Origin of the sequence: Prescottella sp. D32 (genome assembly GCF_037287305.1) — a bacterium.
GTDB classification, from domain to species: Bacteria; Actinomycetota; Actinomycetes; order Mycobacteriales; family Mycobacteriaceae; genus Prescottella; species Prescottella equi.
Window position 1 is genome coordinate 235,542 of record NZ_JARBSW010000003.1, and the last position, 17,928, is coordinate 253,469.

Here is a 17,928-nt window from a genome sequence, read left to right on the forward strand (position 1 = left end):
GCGTTCGACGCGGAAGGAATTGCGTCGATGTTCGTCATTGCCCCAACGATACGACGGACGGTCACCGCCGAGCGAGTGACGATTTCGTGTAGATCACCACTGAGGTGCGGCGACGAGTACGAATATCAGTCCGGCGACGACGCCGAGGGCGCCGCTGAGAATGCCGAAGAGGGCCTCGAGCGACTTGGGTTCACTCTCCTCCGAACGGGACGCGACGACGCCCGCCGCGATGGCACCGAGCCCGAGCACGATGCCGAGACCGAACGTCCAGAAAGTGATGACGGACAGCGCGCCGAGCGCGATCGAGGTGTCGCTGCCGGACCGGCGCAGCCAGTCCGTGACGGCTGCGAGAGGCCGGGAACTGTCGGTGGTGGGGTCTGGATCCGGAACGGGACGATCGGCGACGACGGACATCACGGTGCTTTCTCGAACGAACTACTGGTTGACGCGTGGCATCGGTGGGCGCACCCTCCGATGGGTCTTTCGGTTCGAACCGGGCGAGCGTTTCCCTCGGCGGCCGCTGCCCGACCGGCGACCGATCGACCGTGACACGAAATTAGCACTCTTCATCCGTGAGTGCCAATCTTGCGTGAACCCGTGCAGTCCGGGCGATCACGCCGAAAGCGACTGGCGCGCAAGTGCACCGATCCCGAACCGGCGATCACTGTCGATCTCGACGGAAGAGCTTGTTGCCCAACCAGACGACCGGGTCGTAGCGCCGGTCCGCGACCCGCTCCTTCATCGGAATCAGAGCGTTGTCGGTGATGTGGATGTCTTCCGGACAGACGTCGGTGCAGCACTTCGTGATGTTGCACAGACCGAGGCCGAAGTCGTCCTGCGCGGCGTCTCTCCGGTCCGCGACGTCGAGCGGATGCATCTCCAGCTCGGCGACCCGCATGAGGTAACGCGGTCCCGCGAAGGCATCCTTGTTCTCGTCGTGGTCCCGCACCACGTGACACGTGTTCTGGCAGAGGAAGCACTCGATGCACTTACGGAACTCCTGCGAGCGCTGCACGTCGACCTGCTTCATCCGGTACTCCCCCGGCGCCAATCCGGGCGGCGGGGTGAACGACGGGATCTCCCGCGCCTTGGTGTAGTTGAACGAAACGTCGGTCACGAGGTCGCGAATGACAGGGAACGTCCGCATCGGCGTCACCGTGACGACCTCGTCCTCGGCGAACGTCGACATCCGCGTCATGCACATCAACCGGGGCCGGCCGTTGATCTCCGCGGAACACGATCCGCACTTGCCCGCCTTGCAGTTCCACCGCACCGCCAGGTCCGCGGCCTGCGTCGCCTGGATCCGGTGGATGATGTCGAGCACCACCTCGCCCTCGTTGACCTCCACCGCATAGTCCTGCAGGCCACCGCCCGACGCGTCCCCACGCCAGATCCGGAACTTCGCGTCGTATCCCATGTCAGGTCGCCCTCCCAGGATGAGCGTCGAGTTCGGCGTCGGTGTAGTACTTGCCGAGCTCGTCGATGTCGAACAGCGCCAGCAGGTCCGGACGCATCGGCAGCTGCTGTTCGCGGGTGACGATCACGTCGAGAACGGACGTGCCGTCCTCCGCGGCCCGGTCGTCGGCGACCGTGCTGCACACCAGCAGCGTCGACCGCCACTGCGGATCCATCGACGGGAAGTCGTCGCGGGTGTGCCCGCCGCGGCTCTCGGTCCGCATCAGCGCCGCGCGTGCCACGCACTCGCTGACGAGAATCATGTTCCGCAGATCCAGTGCGAGATGCCATCCGGGGTTGAACTGTCGATGCCCCTCGACCGTCACCCCGGGCAGGCGGGACTTGACGTCGGCGAGAGTGGCGATGGCCCGTTCGATCTCCGACTCGGTGCGAATGATGCCGACGAGGTCGTTCATCGTCTGCTGCAGTTGCGTGTGCAGCGTGTAGGGGTTCTCCCCCGCCCCCGGCACCGGCGGATCGAACGGCAGCAGTGCAGCCCGTGCAGCCGTCGCGACGTCGGCCTCCGCCACCGTCGGGCGCGCCTCCAAGGACTGGACGTAGTCGGCCGCGCCGAGGCCGGCCCGGCGCCCGAACACCAGCAGATCGGACAGCGAGTTGCCGCCGAGCCGGTTCGACCCGTGCATCCCGCCCGAGCACTCACCTGCCGCGAACAGCCCTGCCACCGTGGAGGATCCGGTGTCGGGATCGACCTCGATGCCCCCCATCACGTAGTGGCAGGTGGGGCCGACCTCCATCTGTTCCTTGGTGATGTCGACGTCGGCGAGTTCCTTGAACTGGTGGTGCATCGACGGCAGCCGCCGCACGATCTCCTCGGCGGGCATGCGCGACGCGATGTCGAGATAGACGCCGCCGTGGGGTGTGGAGCGACCGGCCTTGACCTCGGAGTTGATGGCGCGCGCCACCTCGTCCCGCGGCAACAGGTCCGGGGTCCGACGGTTGTTGTCGGGATCGTCGTACCACTTGTCGGCCTCTTCCGCCGTCTCCGCGTACTGGCCTTTGAACACCGCCGGAATGTACGAGAACATGAAGCGCTCGCCGTCGGAGTTCTTGAGCACACCGCCGTCGCCGCGGACGCCCTCGGTGACGAGGATGCCCTTGACGCTCGGCGGCCACACCATCCCGGTCGGATGGAACTGCACGAACTCCATGTTGATCAGGTTCGCGCCGGCGCGGAGCGCCAGCGCGTGCCCGTCGCCGGTGTACTCCCACGAGTTGGAGGTGACCTTGAACGACTTGCCGATGCCGCCCGTCGCCATCACCACCGCCGGCGCCTCGAACAGCACGAACCGGCCGGACTCGCGCCAGTACCCGAAGGCACCGGCGATCCGGTCGCCCTCCTTGAGCAGTTCGGTGACGGTGCACTCGGCGAACACCTTGACCCGGGCCTCGTAGTCCCCGGTCGCCGCGAAGTCCTCCTGCTGGAGGGCGACGATCTTCTGTTGCATCGTGCGGATCAACTCGAGGCCGGTGCGGTCGCCGACGTGGGCGAGCCGCGGGTAGGTGTGGCCGCCGAAGTTGCGCTGGCTGATGCGGCCGTCCTCGGTGCGGTCGAACAACGCCCCGTACGTCTCGAGCTCCCACACCCGCTCGGGCGCCTCGCGCGCGTGCAGTTCGGCCATGCGCCAGTTGCCCAGAAACTTGCCACCGCGCATCGTGTCACCGAAATGGACCTGCCAGCTGTCCTTCGAGTTGGCGTTGCCCATCGCGGCCGCGCAGCCCCCCTCTGCCATCACGGTGTGGGCCTTGCCGAACAGCGACTTGCACACGACCGCGACCGACAGCCCCCGCTCCCGGGCCTCGATCACGGCACGCAGCCCGGCACCACCGGCGCCGATCACCACCACGTCGTACCTGTGCCGCTCGACCTCGGCCATGCGCACTCCCCCTCTCGGTACATCCGTCCGGCGAGCGTCTCGGTGCCGACGCCGGAATCGGTGGAACTCAGTTGATCAATCGCAGGTCGGAGATCGTGCCGCTCGCCACCAGCATGATGTAGAAGTCGGTGACGATCAGCGTCCCGAGCGTGGTCCACGCCAGCTGCATGTGCCGGGTGTTGAGCCTGCTCACCCACGTCCACAGCCGGTAGCGGATCGGGTGCGCCGAGAAGTGTTTGAGCCGTCCGCCGGTGACGTGGCGGCACGAATGGCACGACAACGTGTACGCCCAGAGCAGGATCACGTTGCCGGTGATGATCAGACTCCCCACGCCGAGCCCGAAGCTGCCGTTCGGCCCCTCGTAGGCGCGCACCGCGTCGTACGTGTTGACGAGCGAGACCACCAGCGCGACATAGAAGAAGTACCGGTGGACGTTCTGCACGATAAGCGGAAAGCGGGTCTCACCCGAATACGTGGAGTGCGGTTCCGCCACCGCGCACGCGGGCGGCGCCAGCCAGATCGACCGGTAATAGGCCTTGCGGTAGTAGTAGCAGGTGAGCCGAAAGCCGAGCAGGAACGGCAGGACGAGGAATCCCAGCGGAATCCACATCGGCAGCTCGCCCACCCACGTCCCGAAGTGGCTGGCTCCCGGCACGCACGACTCGCTGATGCACGGCGAGTAGAACGGCGTCAGGTAGTGGTAGTCGTCGACCCAGTACGCGGTCCGCACGAACGAACGGACGGTCGCATACACGACGAAGACCGCGAGGCCGAGGGTGGTGAGCAGCGGCGCCAGCCACCACCGGTCGGTGCGCAGGGTGCGCGCACGGATGTTCGCCCGAGCCGGCGGCGGCGCGCCGATCTCGGTCACCCGCGGCGCCCTCACGTGTTCTCGTGGGGGTTGCCGCCGAGTCCCTCGTCGTCCGCGCCCTGCCACAGCGAGCGGTCGTACGGGGTGTCCGGCACCTGCACTCGCTCGGCGGTGGCGCCGGACGTCGGACGCGGCGGCGATTCGCTCAGATCGTGGGCGTCGATGTCGAGTCGATCGACGTCGTTGGCCAGTCGCCGCACGGCGGACGCGTCGCCGTACCTCTCTCGCAACGATCCGACGCACTGACGCAGATGCCCGATCGTGCGCTGCAAATCCATCACTTCGGTGGTGGTCATCCGTACCTCCGCACAAACGTCGGTCGGATCGGGTGGCGGCAGGGCTGCCTGTCGCGCCCGATCTGCCTACACGGTGTGATGCCACTCACAGTACGTCAGCCTCCGCGTCGACGCCGTCGATCGATCGAGATCCGCCGACGAGCTCCCGCGAACACCTTCCCACGCAGCGGGAGGAGCGCTGACATGTGATGCAGACCACTCCAGGATGGTGCGTCGGGGCGAACCCCGCCCCGGCACTCGATCGAAGGAGCCCGTCCGTGCGATTCACCTATGCCGAGTCCATGACCGATCCCGACTTCTACGTTCCGCTCGCGCAGGCGGCCGAGCGCGTCGGCTTCGACTCCATGACCATCGCGGACAGCATCTGCTACCCGGAGGAATCGGACTCGGTCTACCCGTACACCCCGGACGGCAGCCGTGAGTTCCTCGAGAACAAGCCGTTCATCGAGGCGATGATTCTCGCGATGGCGCTGGGTGCGGCGACCAGCACGCTGCGGTTCACGACCTTCGTACTCAAGCTCCCCGTCCGCCCGCCGGTGCTGGTTGCCAAGCAGGCCGCATCCGTGGCGTACCTGACCGGCAACCGCCTGCGCCTGGGCGTGGGTGTGAGCCCCTGGCCCGACGATTTCCAGATCATGGATGTGCCGTGGGAGCGCCGCGGGCGCCGGACCGACGAGGCGATCGACATCGTGCGAGGACTGACCGGTGGCGGATACTTCGAATATCACGGCGAGATCTTCGACGTACCGTCGATCAAGATCAATCCCGTTCCGACGCAGCCGATTCCGATCCTGATCGGCGGCCACAGTGACGCAGCACTGCGCCGGGCCGTGGTGCGTGGCGACGGCTGGACCCATGCCGGCGGCGATCCCGAAGAACTCGACCGGATGCTGGACCGGCTGCAAAAGATCCGGGCCGCCGAGGGCAAGTCGGACACTCCGTTCGAGATCCACGTCGCCTCCGCCGAGGCCTACACGGTGGACGGGATCAAGCGCCTCGAGGACAAAGGCGTCACCGATGTGATCGTCGGCTTCCGCAACTCCTACGACGTCGCCCCGGACGCCGAACCGCTCGCGCAGAAGATCGCGAACCTGGAGAACTACGCGGAATCGGTGATCGCCAACGTGCCCTGACGAGGCAGGACCGTCGACTCTCGCCGCCCGGGCGCCGGGCGGCGAGGATCGACGTCGACGCGCCGGTTTTGCCCGAAACCCCGCCTTCAGCATTGATAGGTAAAGCGTATCTATGAAATAGACCTCATAGATTGGAACTATCTATGATTCTTGGCTAACCTCTAGAACGTCTGGTATTCAACTTCGACCGAACAGAGGTTCAAATGGCCCTGATCAACAAGCAGATCAAGCCCTTCTCCGCGACCGCGTACAAGAACGGCGCATTCGTCGACGTGTCCGACGAGGACATCAAGGGCAAGTGGGCGATCTTCTTCTTCTACCCGGCCGACTTCACCTTCGTCTGCCCGACGGAGCTCGGTGACCTCGCCGATCACTACGAGGAGCTGCAGCGCCTCGGCGTCGAGGTCTTCTCGGTGTCCACCGACACCCACTTCACGCACAAGGCGTGGCACGACTCCTCCGAGACCATCGGCAAGATCCAGTACGCGATGATCGGCGACCCGACCCTCGAGATCAGCACCAACTTCGAGGTGCTCCGCGAGAACCAGGGCCTGGCCGACCGCGGTACCTTCCTCGTCGATCCCGACGGTGTCGTCCAGTTCATGGAGATCACCGCGGAGGGCATCGGCCGCAACGCCGCCGAGCTGCTGCGCAAGGTCAAGGCCGCTCAGTACGTCCGCTCGCACCCGGGCGAGGTCTGCCCGGCCAAGTGGGAAGAGGGCGAAGAGACCCTCGCTCCGTCGCTGGATCTCGTCGGCAAGATCTGACGTAAGTCGAATCAGCTGACGTAAGTCGCCACGGGCGGCGCGGGCCCGGACACCACGGGCCCGCGCCCCACCCCGCTTCCGGCTCGACCAGCACCACCTCGCACCCTGTCCGGACCGCAGGAGTAACAAGGTCCGCTTCCCCGATCACAGCCTTCCCCACGGATGGAGTAGATCCGCATGCTCGACGCCCCCCTCGCCGCCCAACTGAAGTCCCTCCTCGCGCGGTTGACCCTGCCGATCGAGCTCGTGTCCTCCCTCGACGACGGAGCCAAGTCGGCCGAACTCGCCGAACTGCTCACCGAGATCGCCGCGATGTCGGACAAGATCACCTATGAGCGTCTCGACGACGACGCCCGTCGCCCGTCGTTCGCCATCCGCCGCGTCGGCACCGACATCGAGGTCCGTTTCGCCGGCATCCCTCTCGGTCACGAATTCACCTCGCTCGCACTCGCATTGCTCCAGGTCGGCGGCTACCCGTCGAAGGAAGCCCCCGAGGTGCTCGAGCAGGTCCAGGGGCTCGAAGGCAAGTACCACTTCGAGACCTACTTCTCGCTGTCCTGCCAGAACTGCCCCGACGTCGTCCAGGCACTGAACCTGATGGCCGTGCTCAACCCCGGTGTCAGCCACGTCGCGATCGATGGTGCGCTCTACCAGGACGAGGTCGACGGCCGGCAGATCATGGCGGTGCCCACCGTGTACCTCAACGGTGAACTCTTCGGCTCCGGTCGGATGAGCCTCGCCGAGATCGTCAACAAGCTCGACGACGGCGCTGCCGATCGCGCGGCCGCCGCGATCGCGGAGAAGGACCCGTTCGACGTGCTCGTCGTGGGTGGCGGCCCGGCCGGAGCTGCGGCCGCGATCTACGCTGCCCGCAAGGGGATTCGCACCGGCATCGCCGCCGAGCGCTTCGGCGGTCAGGTCCTCGACACGATGGCGATCGAGAACTACATCTCGGTCCCCTACACCGAGGGCCCGAAGTTCGGCGCTGCACTCGAGAACCACGTGCGCCAGTACGACGTCGACCTCATGAACACCCAGCGTGCCGCGAAGCTCGTGCCGGCGGCCACCGAGAACGGCCTCGTCGAGGTCGAACTGGAGAGCGGCGCTTCGCTTCTCGCCCGCACGGTGATCCTGTCGACGGGTGCGCGCTGGCGCTCGATGAACGTGCCCGGCGAGACCGAGTACCGGAACAAGGGCGTCACCTACTGCCCGCACTGCGACGGTCCGCTGTTCAAGGGCAAGCGCGTCGCGGTCATCGGCGGCGGCAACTCGGGTGTCGAGGCGGCCATCGACCTCGCGGGCATCGTCTCGCACGTCACGCTCGTCGAGTTCGACTCGGTGCTGCGCGCCGACGAGGTGCTGCAGCGCAAGCTGCGCAGCCTGCCGAACGTGACCATCCTGCTCAGCACCCTCACCACCGAGGTTCTCGGCGACGGCAGCAAGGTCACCGGCCTCACCTACACCGACCGCACCACCGACGAGTCGCACACCGTCGACCTCGAGGGCGTGTTCGTGCAGATCGGCCTGCTCCCCAACACCGAGTGGCTGGACGGCAGCGTCGACCTGTCGCCGCGCGGAGAGATCGTCGTCGACGACCGCGGTCAGACGTCGGTGCCGGGCGTGTTCGCCGCGGGTGACTGCACGACGGTTCCGTTCAAGCAGATCGTGATCGCTGCCGGCGCTGGAGCGACGGCTGCCCTGTCCGCGTTCGATCATCTGATCCGCACCAGCGCTCCGGAAGAGGAGTCGGCGGCAGCGGTCGGCTGACGCTCTCCCCTGACGACCCCCCGGGTCCGGTGCCGTTTCGGTGCCGGACCCGGGGGTCGTTCAGGCCGACGGGCCGTAACCCTGTTCGGATAATCCATAGCTTCCGTCTCGCCCGAAGTTCCGTGTCGAGCTGCCGGCCCGACCAGTCGGTCGGCTGTGCGACGATGCCGACATGTCCGCTATCACCGACTATTTCTCCGCGCCGTCCGACGAGGCCGCGACGGCGGCTCTCGACGATCTGCTCGACCTCGATCCGGACGACATCGCCGCGACCGAGGAGCTCTACCGCACCTCGCCGGACGAAGCCACCCGCCCCCGGGTACGGACCGCCGCGAGCGGAACGCCGGTTCTGCAGGCGAAGGGGATCGACCCGAAGGTCTCGCTCGGGCAGCTCGAGGCGGTGCTCACCGGCCGCAGCTATGACGACGTCAAGACCGGCCCGAGGCGCGGATCCATGGTGGCGGACAGCGAGGACGGTGACGCGTTCGTACTGTCCGTCGCCGACGAATTGCGCACTGCACTGGCCGCTTCCGATCCGAGCGCACTGATCGCCGCGGCGCGCCAGTGGATCTTCGACGAAGATGCGGAGCCGTCGGAGGAGTCGGTCCCGTTCGTCGTCGCGCTGGCCGAACTGGCCAGCACTGCGGCATCCCGCGGCGAGCGGCTCTACTGCCGCATCATCGTCTGATCAACAGCGAGTCGAGCCAGTCGGGCTCGAACCACGTGGGCGCGGTCGCGGCGAATCCGGCGGCGTCCGAGCCCGCGACGCCCTCGGGCACGCGCCCGACCACCGCGGACCCGGTGACGGCGGGCAGATCGTGGAGGTTGCAGCGGGCCGCGAGATCCGGACGCCGAGGCCAGGATCCGACGACGAACCCGCTGCACTTCACGCCCGCAGCGGCAAGCGCTTCGGCCGTGAGCGCGCAGTGATTGAGGGTGCCCAGACCGGCAGCGGCCACCACGACGACGGGGGCACCGAGTTCGGCTGCCACGTCGCGCACGGTGAACCCGTCGACGCCGAGGCGCACCAACAGCCCGCCCGCGCCCTCCACCAGCGTCACGTCGTGTCGGGCGTCGAGATCGCGTGTCGCGGCGACCACCTCGGGTTGCGTCAGCATCGGCAGCGCAGCGCGGCGCGCGGCGGTGTCGGGAGCCAGCGGTTCCGGGTATCGCGCCAACTCGACGGTCGCGGTCACGCCGCTGAGCCTGGTCACCTCCGCCAGATCACCGGGTTCGTCGACCGTGACGCCGGTCTGTGCGGGCTTGCACACCCCAACCGACTGACCTGCGGCGCGCAACGCGGCGGCGAGCGCGGCGGTGACGACGGTCTTGCCGACGTCGGTGGACGTTCCGGAGATCACGAGAACACTCATGCCGGCACCCCTGCGCGACGCTCCGAGAGAACTTCTGCCAGAACGGATTCGATGACTGCCATATCGGCGGCATCGATCGTCGCCCGCGCCGTCAGACGCAGGCGCGACGTTCCCTCCGGGACGGACGGTGGGCGGAAACAGCCCACGTGCAGGCCGCGATTCCGGCAGGCGGTCGCGGCCGCGACCGCCACCTCCGGATCGCCCAGCACCACCGACACCACGGCCGACTCGGGGGCGGCGGCACCGGTGATGCGGGCGAGGTCGCGGGCGCGGTCCAGGACGGCGGTCGCCCGCTGCGGCTCTCGCCTGAGCACCGACAGCGCCGCCCGGGCAGCGCCCACCGCGGCGGGCGCCAGGCCGGTGTCGAAGATGAACGTGCGTGCCGCGTCGATCAGGTGTGCACGGACTTTCCGCGACGCGAGTACCGCACCACCCTGGCTCGCGAGAGACTTCGACAGTGTCGCGGTGACGACGACGTCCGGTTCCCCGGCCAGGCCCATCTCGTGGACGAGTCCGCGACCACCGCGGCCGCGCACGCCGATGCCGTGCGCCTCGTCGACGAGCAGGACGGCGCCGTGATCCCGGCACACCCGGTGCATGTCGGCCAGCGGAGCGAGGTCGCCGTCGGCGCTGAACACCGAGTCGGTGAGGACGAGGGCACGCTCCTCGGCTCGCTCGGCGAGTGCGCGGCGCAGGAAGTCGACGTCGGCGTGCGGCGCCACGACGACGCGGGCCCGTGACAGCCGGCACGCATCGACGAGTGAGGCGTGACAACCGGCGTCCGACACGATCAGCGCATCCTGGCCCGAAAGCGCGGTCACTGCACCGAGATTGGCGGCGTATCCGCTTGCGAACACCAGCCCGGACTCGGCTCCCACGAAGGAGGCGAGCTCGCGTTCGAGGAGTTCGTGGTCGGACGTCGTGCCGGTGACCAGGCGCGATCCGGTCGCTCCCCCGCCCCAGCGCCGGACGGCGTCGACAGCTCCGTCGACCACCTCGGGGTGCCGGACGAGACCCAGATAATCGTTGGACGCGAGGTCGACCACCCGATCGATCTCGCTGCGGGCCCGCAGCTCGCGGCGCAGTCCTGCCGCCCGCCGCGCCCTTTCGACGTCGTCGAGCCAATCCAGAGCCGCGTTATCGGTACCCACCCGCAGCACCATACAAGCTCACTTGAACGGTGTTCAAGTGAGCTTGTATCGGACCTCGTCGTCCGCGTTCGACCGCCCACCGCACCACCCGGATTCCGCCGCCGAGTGCGCCGACGGCGCCGACCGATGCCGTCACAGTGCACACCCGGACTGGAGCGACGAAGATCACATTTCGGCGCGACTCCGGGACTGGCTGCTCGCCGCCGCGACCATTCCGGCGGCGATGCGGTCGATCTCCTCGGCGGTGCACACATAGGGCGGCATCGCGTAGATCAGATTCCGGAACGGACGCAACCAGACGCCCACGGCGACCGCCGCCGCAGTCACCGTCGGCATGTCGACGGGTTCGGCGAGTTCGATCACGCCGATTCCCCCGAGGACCCGCACGTCCACCACGCCGGGCACGTCCCACGCGGGAGCGAGGCCGCGCCTCAGTCCCGTGTTCAGGGCCCCGACCTCCGCACGCCAATCGCGCGAGAGCAGCAACTCCACCGCGGCGACCGCCACCGCGCACGCCATCGGGTTCCCCATGAACGTGGGCCCGTGCATGATGCCGCCGCCCTCGCCGGCGCTGATCACCTCGGCGACCGCGGTGGTGCACAGGGTCGCGGCGAGCGTGAGGTAGCCGCCGGTGAGCGCCTTGCCCACACACATGACATCCGGCGCCACCCCGGCGTGGTCCCCGGCGAACAGTTCTCCGGTGCGGCCGAAGCCCGTGGCGATCTCGTCGAACACCAGCAGCAGACCGTGCTCGTCGCACATGCGGCGCAGTTCGCGCAGGTAATCGGGGTGATGGAACCGCATGCCGCCGGCGCCCTGGACGACGGGTTCGACGATGATCGCGGCGAGTTCGTCACGATGCGCCACCACCAGGGCCTCGAAATCGGCGACGTACCCGGGATCGAAGTGGCGCGGCGGGGCGGGCGCGAACAGTTGCCGGGCGAGCACGTCGGTCCACATCGCGTGCATGCCGCCGTCCGGGTCGCAGACGCTCATCGGTGCGAACGTGTCGCCGTGGTATCCGCCGCGCCACGTGAGCAACCGGTGCTTCTCGGGACGTCCGCGGCTGCGCCAGTACTGCAGGCACATCTTCACCGCGACCTCCACCGACACCGAGCCGGAGTCGGCGAGGAACACCTTGTCGAGTCCGGCGGGGGTGATCTCGACCAGGAGTTCGGCGAGGCGCGCGGCGGGCGCGTGGGTGAGGCCGCCGAACATCACGTGACTCATCCGTCCGAGTTGGTCGGTGACGGCGGCGTCGAGCACCGGGTTGCGATACCCGTGCACGGCCGACCACCACGAGCTCATCCCGTCCACCAGTTCCGTGCCGTCGGCGAGCGTGAGCCGTGCCCCTTCGGCGGACTCGACGACGAGCGACGCCGTCGACGCAGGAAACGCGCCGTAGGGGTGCCACAGATGGGTGGTGTCGATTTCGACGATGCGGTCGGCCGTCAGATGCAGGGAGTTCACGGCGCTCGACTGTAGGTGTCAAGCATCACGGGCGGGTCGGCAGGTACGTTGGACAGGTCCCCGCCGGCGGAATCCGCCGCGGTCGACCCCCTGTCGTCTGCCCGGGAAGATTCGCGTGTCCGTCCGCTCCACCGACCGAACCCTCTTCGGCGGGCCGTCGGCGTCGGCAACTCGTGGCCGCGCCGCGCACCGCCACGATCTCGACGGACTCCGCGGTCTCGCGATCGGTCTCGTCGTCGTCTACCACGTCTGGTTCGGTCGGGTGTCCGGCGGCGTCGACATCTTCCTCACGCTGTCGGGGTTCTTCTTCGTCGCCTCGCTGCTGCGGGCCGCGGAATCCGGCGGCCGGCTCGATCCGGTCCCGGTGGTCCGGCGGGTCCTGCGGAGGCTGCTGCCGCCGCTCGTTCTCGTGCTGGCGGCGGTGGTGGCGTTCACCGTCACGATGCATCCGGCCACCCAATGGTTCGACACCGCGCGGCAGGTGACGGCGTCGTTGACGTTCCTACAGAACTGGCACCTCGCCGACAGCGCGAGCGACTATCTCGCCGCCGACCCGTCGGTCAGCCCGCTGCAGCATCTGTGGTCGATATCCGTCCAGGGGCAGTTCTATCTGGCTGCGCTCGTCCTCGTGTTCGGGCTCGCGTGGCTGCTCCGCGCACGTGGCCTCACGGTTCGCGGACCGCTCGCGATGCTGCTCGGTGTTCTCGCGATCGCCTCGCTGACCTACGCGACGACCAGCGACCTGCCTCAGACGTGGCTGTACTACGACACCGCTGCCCGGATGTGGGAACTGCTCGTCGGCGGTCTGCTGGCCTGCGCGGCCCCGTATCTGCGGGTGCCACGGGTGTTGCGGGTGCTCCTCGCGGTCGCCGGGCTCGCGATCGTCGTCGCGTGCGGCATGGTGCTCGACGGACGAAGCCAGTTCCCGGGACCGTGGGGCCTCGTCCCCGTCGGTGCCGCACTCGCGATCATCGTCGCCGGGGCGCGGGGAGACGACGTCGATCCCTCCCCCACCCGACTGCTCGCGTCACCTCCCCTGCTTCGGCTGGGGTCGATCGCGTACGCGCTGTACCTGTGGCACTGGCCGGTCCTCATCGCGTACCTGGTCTGGCGCGAGGAGCCGGATGTCGGTTTCGCCGGCGGCGTCGTCGTCATCGGCCTCTCCCTTGTGCTCGCCGAACTCACCACCCGCCTGATCGAGACGCCGATCCGGCAGACGTCGGGCCCGCGCGCAGTGCGTGGCACGCTGATCGGCGTCATCTCGCTGATCACGGTCGCGCTCGCCGCGGCCTCGGTGACGTGGACCGGGTTCGTCGACCGCCGCACCGAGGAGTGGGCGCAGCAGACATCACTCGACTCCGCGGCGTACCCCGGCGCCGCCGCGCTGCTGTCCGGCGCCGACGTCGAGTTCGCGCGCGAGCAGCCGTCACGCTTCGTGGCGCACGCGGACCTGCCCGCGACCACCCTCGACGGATGCATGTCCCAGGACGGTCAGACCGAAGCTCTCAACTGCACGTACGGCGACACGGAGGCAGACCGCAGCATCGCGTTGATCGGCGGCTCACACGCCGAGCACTGGCTACCGGCGCTCGACGAGCTGGGCCACAAGCACCGTTTCCGAGTGGAAACGTACGTGAAGGTGGGATGCCCGGCAGTGCTCCCGCCGGGACCGGACGCCCCCGTCGGCGAATGCGAGGAGTGGACGTTCGACGTTCTCGACGCGGTGGCCGCCTCGCGCCCCGACATCGTGTTCAGCACCTCCACCCGTCCCCGCCCGGGTGCGGCCGGCGACTACACCCCCGACACCTACCTCGCGTTGTGGCAGGCCCTGACGGACCTCGACCTGCCGACGATCGTCGTGCGCGACACCCCGTGGCTGGAATCCGACGGCGTTGCCTACCGCGCATCTGACTGCCTGGCCCGACGCGGCGGCAACGCCGACACGTGCGGTATCGACCGGGCGCAGGCCCTCGACCCGATCGATCCCGCGCTGGACGCCTCGGCCCCGTTCCCCACCGTCTTCCCTCTCGACCTCTCCGATGCCGTGTGCCGGGAGGATCGTTGCCGGGTGATCGAGGGCAACGTGCAGATCTACCGGGACTCGAACCACCTCACCGCGTCTTACGTGAGGACCCTGACGCCGGTGATGGAGGACCGACTCGGCCCTCTGACGGGATGGTGGTCGGACGCGCCGGCGGACTACTGACTCCGGTTGTCAGTGCGCCACCGGGCACTTGCCGGCGTAGTCGACCTGTAGTTCCTTGATCCCGTTGATCCACCCGGACCGCAGTCGGCGCGGGTCGCCGAGCTTGGTGATGTCGGGCATGTGATCCGCGATCGCGTTGAACATCAACTCGATCTCCATCCGCGCGAGGTTCGCACCGATGCAGAAGTGCGCACCGGTGCCTCCGAAGGCGAGGTGGTCGTTGTCGGTGCGGGTGATGTCGAACCGCATCGGATCCTCGAAGACGTCCTCGTCGAAGTTGGCCGACGAGTAGAACATCACGACACGGTCGCCCTTGCGGATGGCCTGCCCGCCGAGTTCGGTGTCCACCAACGCCGTTCGCTGGAATCCGACGACCGGCGTGGCCCAACGGATGATCTCGTCCACTGCTGTCGCCGGACGCTCACGCTTGTAGAGCTCCCACTGGTCGGGGTTGTCCATGAACGCCATGATGCCGTGCGTAATGGCGTTGCGAGTCGTCTCGTTCCCGGCGACCGCGAGCAGAAGCACGAAGAACCCGAACTCCTCGGACGCCAGCCCGTCGCCGTCGACGTCGGCCTCCACGAGCGTGGTGACGATGTCCTGCGCCGGGCACTTGCGTCGCTCCTCGGCCATCGCGTACGAGTACGCGAGAATCTCGGCGGACGCAGTGGCGGACTCCTCCGCGAACTCGGGATCGTCGTAGCCCATCATCTGGTTCGACCAGTCGAAGATCTTGTGCCGATCCTCCTGCGGCACACCGATGAGCTCGGCGATGGCCTGCAGCGGCAGCTCACACGCCACCTGCTCGACGAAGTCCCCGGACCCCGCGGCCACGGCGTCCTGCACGATCTTCTCCGCCCGCGCCTTCAGCGCCGGACGCAGACCCTGGACAGCGCGCGGCGTGAAGCCACGGGCGATCACTTTCCGGAGCTTGGTGTGCTCGGGGGCGTCCTTGTTGATCAGCAGGTGCCGCATCAGCTCGACCGTCTCCCGCGGCATGTCGTCCGAGAACCGCGCGATCGCAGTGTTCTCCCAGGTCGAGTAGACCTCGCTGTTGCGGGAGACCTCCTTGACGTCCTCGTGCCGGGACACCGCCCAGTAGCCCTCGTCCGCGTACCCGCCCTTGGTCGGCGGCTGTGCCACCCAGTGCACCGGCGCCGATTTGCGCAGCGCCGCGAACTCGCTGATCGGCAACCGCCGCTCGTACACGTCAGGGTCGGTGAAATCGAAACCTTCGGGGACACCGGGAACTGTCACGCCGCACACCTTCTCTCGGGATCGAGGCGGACCGTTCGGCGATCCGCGTGACCATGATCACACGATCGCGCAGACCGCCGCTTGGGCATTCGGCACAGCACGGCGGTTGCGAATTGTGCTGTCGGCACAAACGCCACGCACGTCGATCGCGGCGAGCACCGATGGAGAGCACCTACCGGATTTCGCCGACCGGATCCTCGGGTGCGAGGCTGGGACGCATGGCGCCAGATACCCGCTCAGAGACTCTCCCGGCCGGGCGATCGGACTCCGGCGCACTGCTCGCGCAGTGGCAGGAGACCGACGACCAGGTGCTCGATCACCCGGTCCACTTCTCGCTGACCGGCGCTCACGCCCACCTCTCCCGCACCGTCGGTCGGGCGAATGCGTACGCCGACGAGGTGTCGACCTTCTGCTCGGTTCCGACCGACCCGCGACCCGAGGATTGGGAAGATCTCGCCCGCCTGCTCGGGGCCGGCGGCTTCGCCGATCTCTTCAGCTGCCCGGAACTCCCACCGGCACACTGGGAGCCGGTTTTCGTCCTCGACGGGTTGCAGATGCTGGCTCCGCCCACGGGCGTGCACCCTGCTACTGCCGAGGACGGGCTTGCCGCCGGATTCACGCTCGTCGAACTCGGTGACGCGGATCTGCCGGAAATGCTCGCGCTCGTGACGGAAACGCGTCCGGGTCCGTTCTGGTCGCGCACACCCGAGTTCGGAACCTACCTCGGGATCCGCCGGGACGGCGCACTGGTGGCCATGGCCGGTGAGCGCCTGCGCCCGCCGGGCTGGACGGAGATCAGTGCCGTCTGCACCGCACCGGACGCGCGCGGCCACGGCCTGGCCGCGCACCTGGTCCGAGCGCTCGCCGACCGGATCGCGGCCCGCGGCGAACGAGCGTTCCTGCACGTCGCCGCCACCAATGCCCAGGCGATCAGCGTGTACACCCGTCTGGGGTTCAGGCAACGGCGAAACGTGACGTTCCGCGGATTCCGAGTTCCCTGAGTAGCGCCGTGCATCGGGTGTCGCCGCCATAATCTCCGGATGGGCATTACGCGGTGTGCCGACCTGACGGTCGCGCGGTGGCTGGAGCGGTCGGACGAAGATTGGCGACATCTGGCGGCACGAGGTCCACGCGACTTCGAGAAGCACGCGCGCCTACGGTTCATTCCCGACCCGAGCTTTCCGGGGCAGTCAGAGGGCGACGTCCGGCGCGCCCCGGGCGCGCTGTCCGACAACGAACAGCTGGGCGTGACTCTCGCGGAGTTGACGCCCTACACGGCGACGCCCGACGACTGCTATTTCTGCATCTGGGAAGGATGGCCGAGCTTCTCCGGGGACGATCCGATGCCGAAAATTTCGATCCCGAACCGCGCCTACTTCCTCTTCCGCGGATCACTCGCCGACGTCGCCGACTGGGACTCACAGGTTTCGGAGCTGCTCCAGGACACGGTAGCCCCCACGCCCGCGTTCGTCTGGCCGGCCGATCACGCGTGGTGCGTCACATGCGACGTCGACCCACACTTCGCAACGATCGGCGCAAGCGCCGACGCGATCGCGCGGCTCGTCGCGGACACCCGCGTAGACGTCGTGGTCGACGATCCCGACACCGAGCCGCCGTACTACGGCTGAGGGCGCGCCTTTTCGACCTATCCTCGGAGGATGGCGTGCGAAGCGAGGCCGGTCCACGACCGAGGCTCCCTCGGCTGGGTTGTGTGGGTCAACCTCGCGGCGGCGGTGGCCGCGGCAGCGGTGATGACTGCCGTGGCGTGGCACCTCCCGTGGCCGTCCCCTTCCGACAGCGCTGTCGCACGCGCGAGTGCCCGCACCGCACTGGCGCTTTCAGCCGTGGTGGCGACCGTCGTCGCAGCCCTCATCGTGACGCGGCGTCGGCGCTGGACGTGGGCAATCGTGGCCTGGCTTCTCGTTGCCGGGTGCGCACTCGGCGCATCCACATTCGGCCGTCCCACCTTCGCGGACCATCGACGAGAGTTCGAAGAGGTTGCACACCAACTACTTCGCGAGCCCGAGAATCTTCGCGGCGGCCGCTACCAGCGCGACCTGAGAATCGGACGATTCGACGTCGCGTACGCCCATGTCGGCGGCGATGGCTCGGTGTACTTCCACGATGCACGAACGGGACTGTCGCCGTTCGACAATCCGGGATGGATCTACGCACCTCACGGCCTCTCCGAAGCCACCCTGAAACGCACGGCCTCACGCAACATCGGGGACGGCTGGTACACCTTCCCTAATCTCGTCGTCGACGACTACTGAGTTCGGCACAGAAG

General features: G+C 68.1%; 17 protein-coding genes. 8 read left to right on the forward strand and 9 right to left on the reverse strand.

Translation table 11 applies throughout. The features are described 5' to 3' along the window. Positions 1-93: 93 nt before the first annotated feature. From PSS76_RS15800 to PSS76_RS15820, 5 genes are all read right to left on the reverse strand, one after another. On the reverse strand, positions 94-414 hold the full coding sequence (locus PSS76_RS15800; protein ID WP_005512623.1) for a hypothetical protein: 321 nt from the start codon (positions 412-414) through the stop codon (positions 94-96). Between the two features lie 247 nt (positions 415-661). Then, a complete protein-coding gene (locus tag PSS76_RS15805; protein WP_013416316.1) occupies positions 662-1,417 on the reverse strand; it encodes a succinate dehydrogenase/fumarate reductase iron-sulfur subunit in 756 nt (251 codons plus the stop codon). A 1-nt stretch (position 1,418) separates the two neighbouring features. Further along, positions 1,419-3,350: a fumarate reductase/succinate dehydrogenase flavoprotein subunit gene (locus PSS76_RS15810; protein WP_337456337.1), complete on the reverse strand. Its 1,932-nt coding sequence runs from the start codon at positions 3,348-3,350 to the stop codon at positions 1,419-1,421. A 67-nt stretch (positions 3,351-3,417) separates the two neighbouring features. Next, complete coding sequence (gene sdhC, locus PSS76_RS15815) at positions 3,418-4,221, reverse strand: succinate dehydrogenase subunit SdhC (RefSeq protein WP_087586973.1); 804 nt, start codon at positions 4,219-4,221, stop codon at positions 3,418-3,420. Between the two features lie 11 nt (positions 4,222-4,232). Next, positions 4,233-4,517 (reverse strand): Rv0250c family protein, encoded by a 285-nt coding sequence (locus tag PSS76_RS15820; protein WP_005512616.1) that lies wholly within the window; start codon positions 4,515-4,517, stop codon positions 4,233-4,235. 257 nt (positions 4,518-4,774) lie between these two features. Here PSS76_RS15820 and PSS76_RS15825 point away from each other — a divergent pair, with 257 nt between their 5' ends. From PSS76_RS15825 to PSS76_RS15840, 4 genes are all read left to right on the forward strand, one after another. Beyond that, a complete protein-coding gene (locus PSS76_RS15825) occupies positions 4,775-5,650 on the forward strand; it encodes a TIGR03619 family F420-dependent LLM class oxidoreductase (RefSeq protein ID WP_013416319.1) in 876 nt (291 codons plus the stop codon). Positions 5,651-5,853: 203 nt separating this feature from the next. Continuing rightward, complete coding sequence (ahpC, locus tag PSS76_RS15830; RefSeq protein ID WP_005512614.1) at positions 5,854-6,417, forward strand: alkyl hydroperoxide reductase subunit C; 564 nt, start codon at positions 5,854-5,856, stop codon at positions 6,415-6,417. Between the two features lie 177 nt (positions 6,418-6,594). After that, positions 6,595-8,184: an alkyl hydroperoxide reductase subunit F gene (gene ahpF, locus PSS76_RS15835; protein WP_337456338.1), complete on the forward strand. Its 1,590-nt coding sequence runs from the start codon at positions 6,595-6,597 to the stop codon at positions 8,182-8,184. Between the two features lie 172 nt (positions 8,185-8,356). After that, positions 8,357-8,872 carry a hypothetical protein gene (locus PSS76_RS15840; protein WP_005512611.1) on the forward strand — a complete coding sequence of 172 codons (516 nt, stop codon included), beginning with the start codon at positions 8,357-8,359 and terminating at the stop codon, positions 8,870-8,872. On the opposite strand, the gene bioD is transcribed toward PSS76_RS15840, so the two are convergent. The 3 genes from bioD to PSS76_RS15855 form a co-directional block, all read right to left on the reverse strand. After that, the gene (gene bioD / locus PSS76_RS15845) at positions 8,862-9,557 is read right to left on the reverse strand and encodes a dethiobiotin synthase (RefSeq protein ID WP_337456339.1); all 696 of its coding nucleotides are present in this window, start codon (positions 9,555-9,557) and stop codon (positions 8,862-8,864) included. The two genes, PSS76_RS15840 and bioD, sit on opposite strands and share 11 nt — an antisense overlap. Next, a complete protein-coding gene (locus PSS76_RS15850) occupies positions 9,554-10,720 on the reverse strand; it encodes an 8-amino-7-oxononanoate synthase (protein WP_221277998.1) in 1,167 nt (388 codons plus the stop codon). The genes bioD and PSS76_RS15850 overlap by 4 nt, the downstream gene beginning before the upstream one ends. Before the next feature lie 153 nt (positions 10,721-10,873). Further along, positions 10,874-12,178, reverse strand: coding sequence for an adenosylmethionine--8-amino-7-oxononanoate transaminase (locus PSS76_RS15855; RefSeq protein WP_084845875.1), 1,305 nt, complete (start codon positions 12,176-12,178; stop codon positions 10,874-10,876). Between the two features lie 115 nt (positions 12,179-12,293). Between PSS76_RS15855 and PSS76_RS15860 the strand changes: the two genes are divergently transcribed. Next, entirely contained in the window at positions 12,294-14,384 is a 2,091-nt protein-coding gene (locus PSS76_RS15860; RefSeq protein WP_221277999.1) for an acyltransferase family protein, read from the forward strand. A gap of 9 nt (positions 14,385-14,393) precedes the next feature. Here the strand turns inward: PSS76_RS15860 and PSS76_RS15865 are convergent, their stop codons facing one another. After that, a complete protein-coding gene (locus PSS76_RS15865; RefSeq protein WP_084845873.1) occupies positions 14,394-15,641 on the reverse strand; it encodes a cytochrome P450 in 1,248 nt (415 codons plus the stop codon). Between the two features lie 218 nt (positions 15,642-15,859). Here PSS76_RS15865 and PSS76_RS15870 point away from each other — a divergent pair, with 218 nt between their 5' ends. The 3 genes from PSS76_RS15870 to PSS76_RS15880 are packed head-to-tail and all read left to right on the forward strand — an operon-like array spanning position 15,860 to position 17,914. Beyond that, entirely contained in the window at positions 15,860-16,642 is a 783-nt protein-coding gene (locus tag PSS76_RS15870) for a GNAT family N-acetyltransferase (RefSeq protein ID WP_081122212.1), read from the forward strand. A gap of 39 nt (positions 16,643-16,681) precedes the next feature. Beyond that, positions 16,682-17,269, forward strand: coding sequence for a hypothetical protein (locus tag PSS76_RS15875; RefSeq protein ID WP_081181697.1), 588 nt, complete (start codon positions 16,682-16,684; stop codon positions 17,267-17,269). 30 nt (positions 17,270-17,299) lie between these two features. Further along, on the forward strand, positions 17,300-17,914 hold the full coding sequence (locus PSS76_RS15880; protein ID WP_064078016.1) for a hypothetical protein: 615 nt from the start codon (positions 17,300-17,302) through the stop codon (positions 17,912-17,914). The last annotated feature ends 14 nt before the right edge of the window (positions 17,915-17,928 follow it).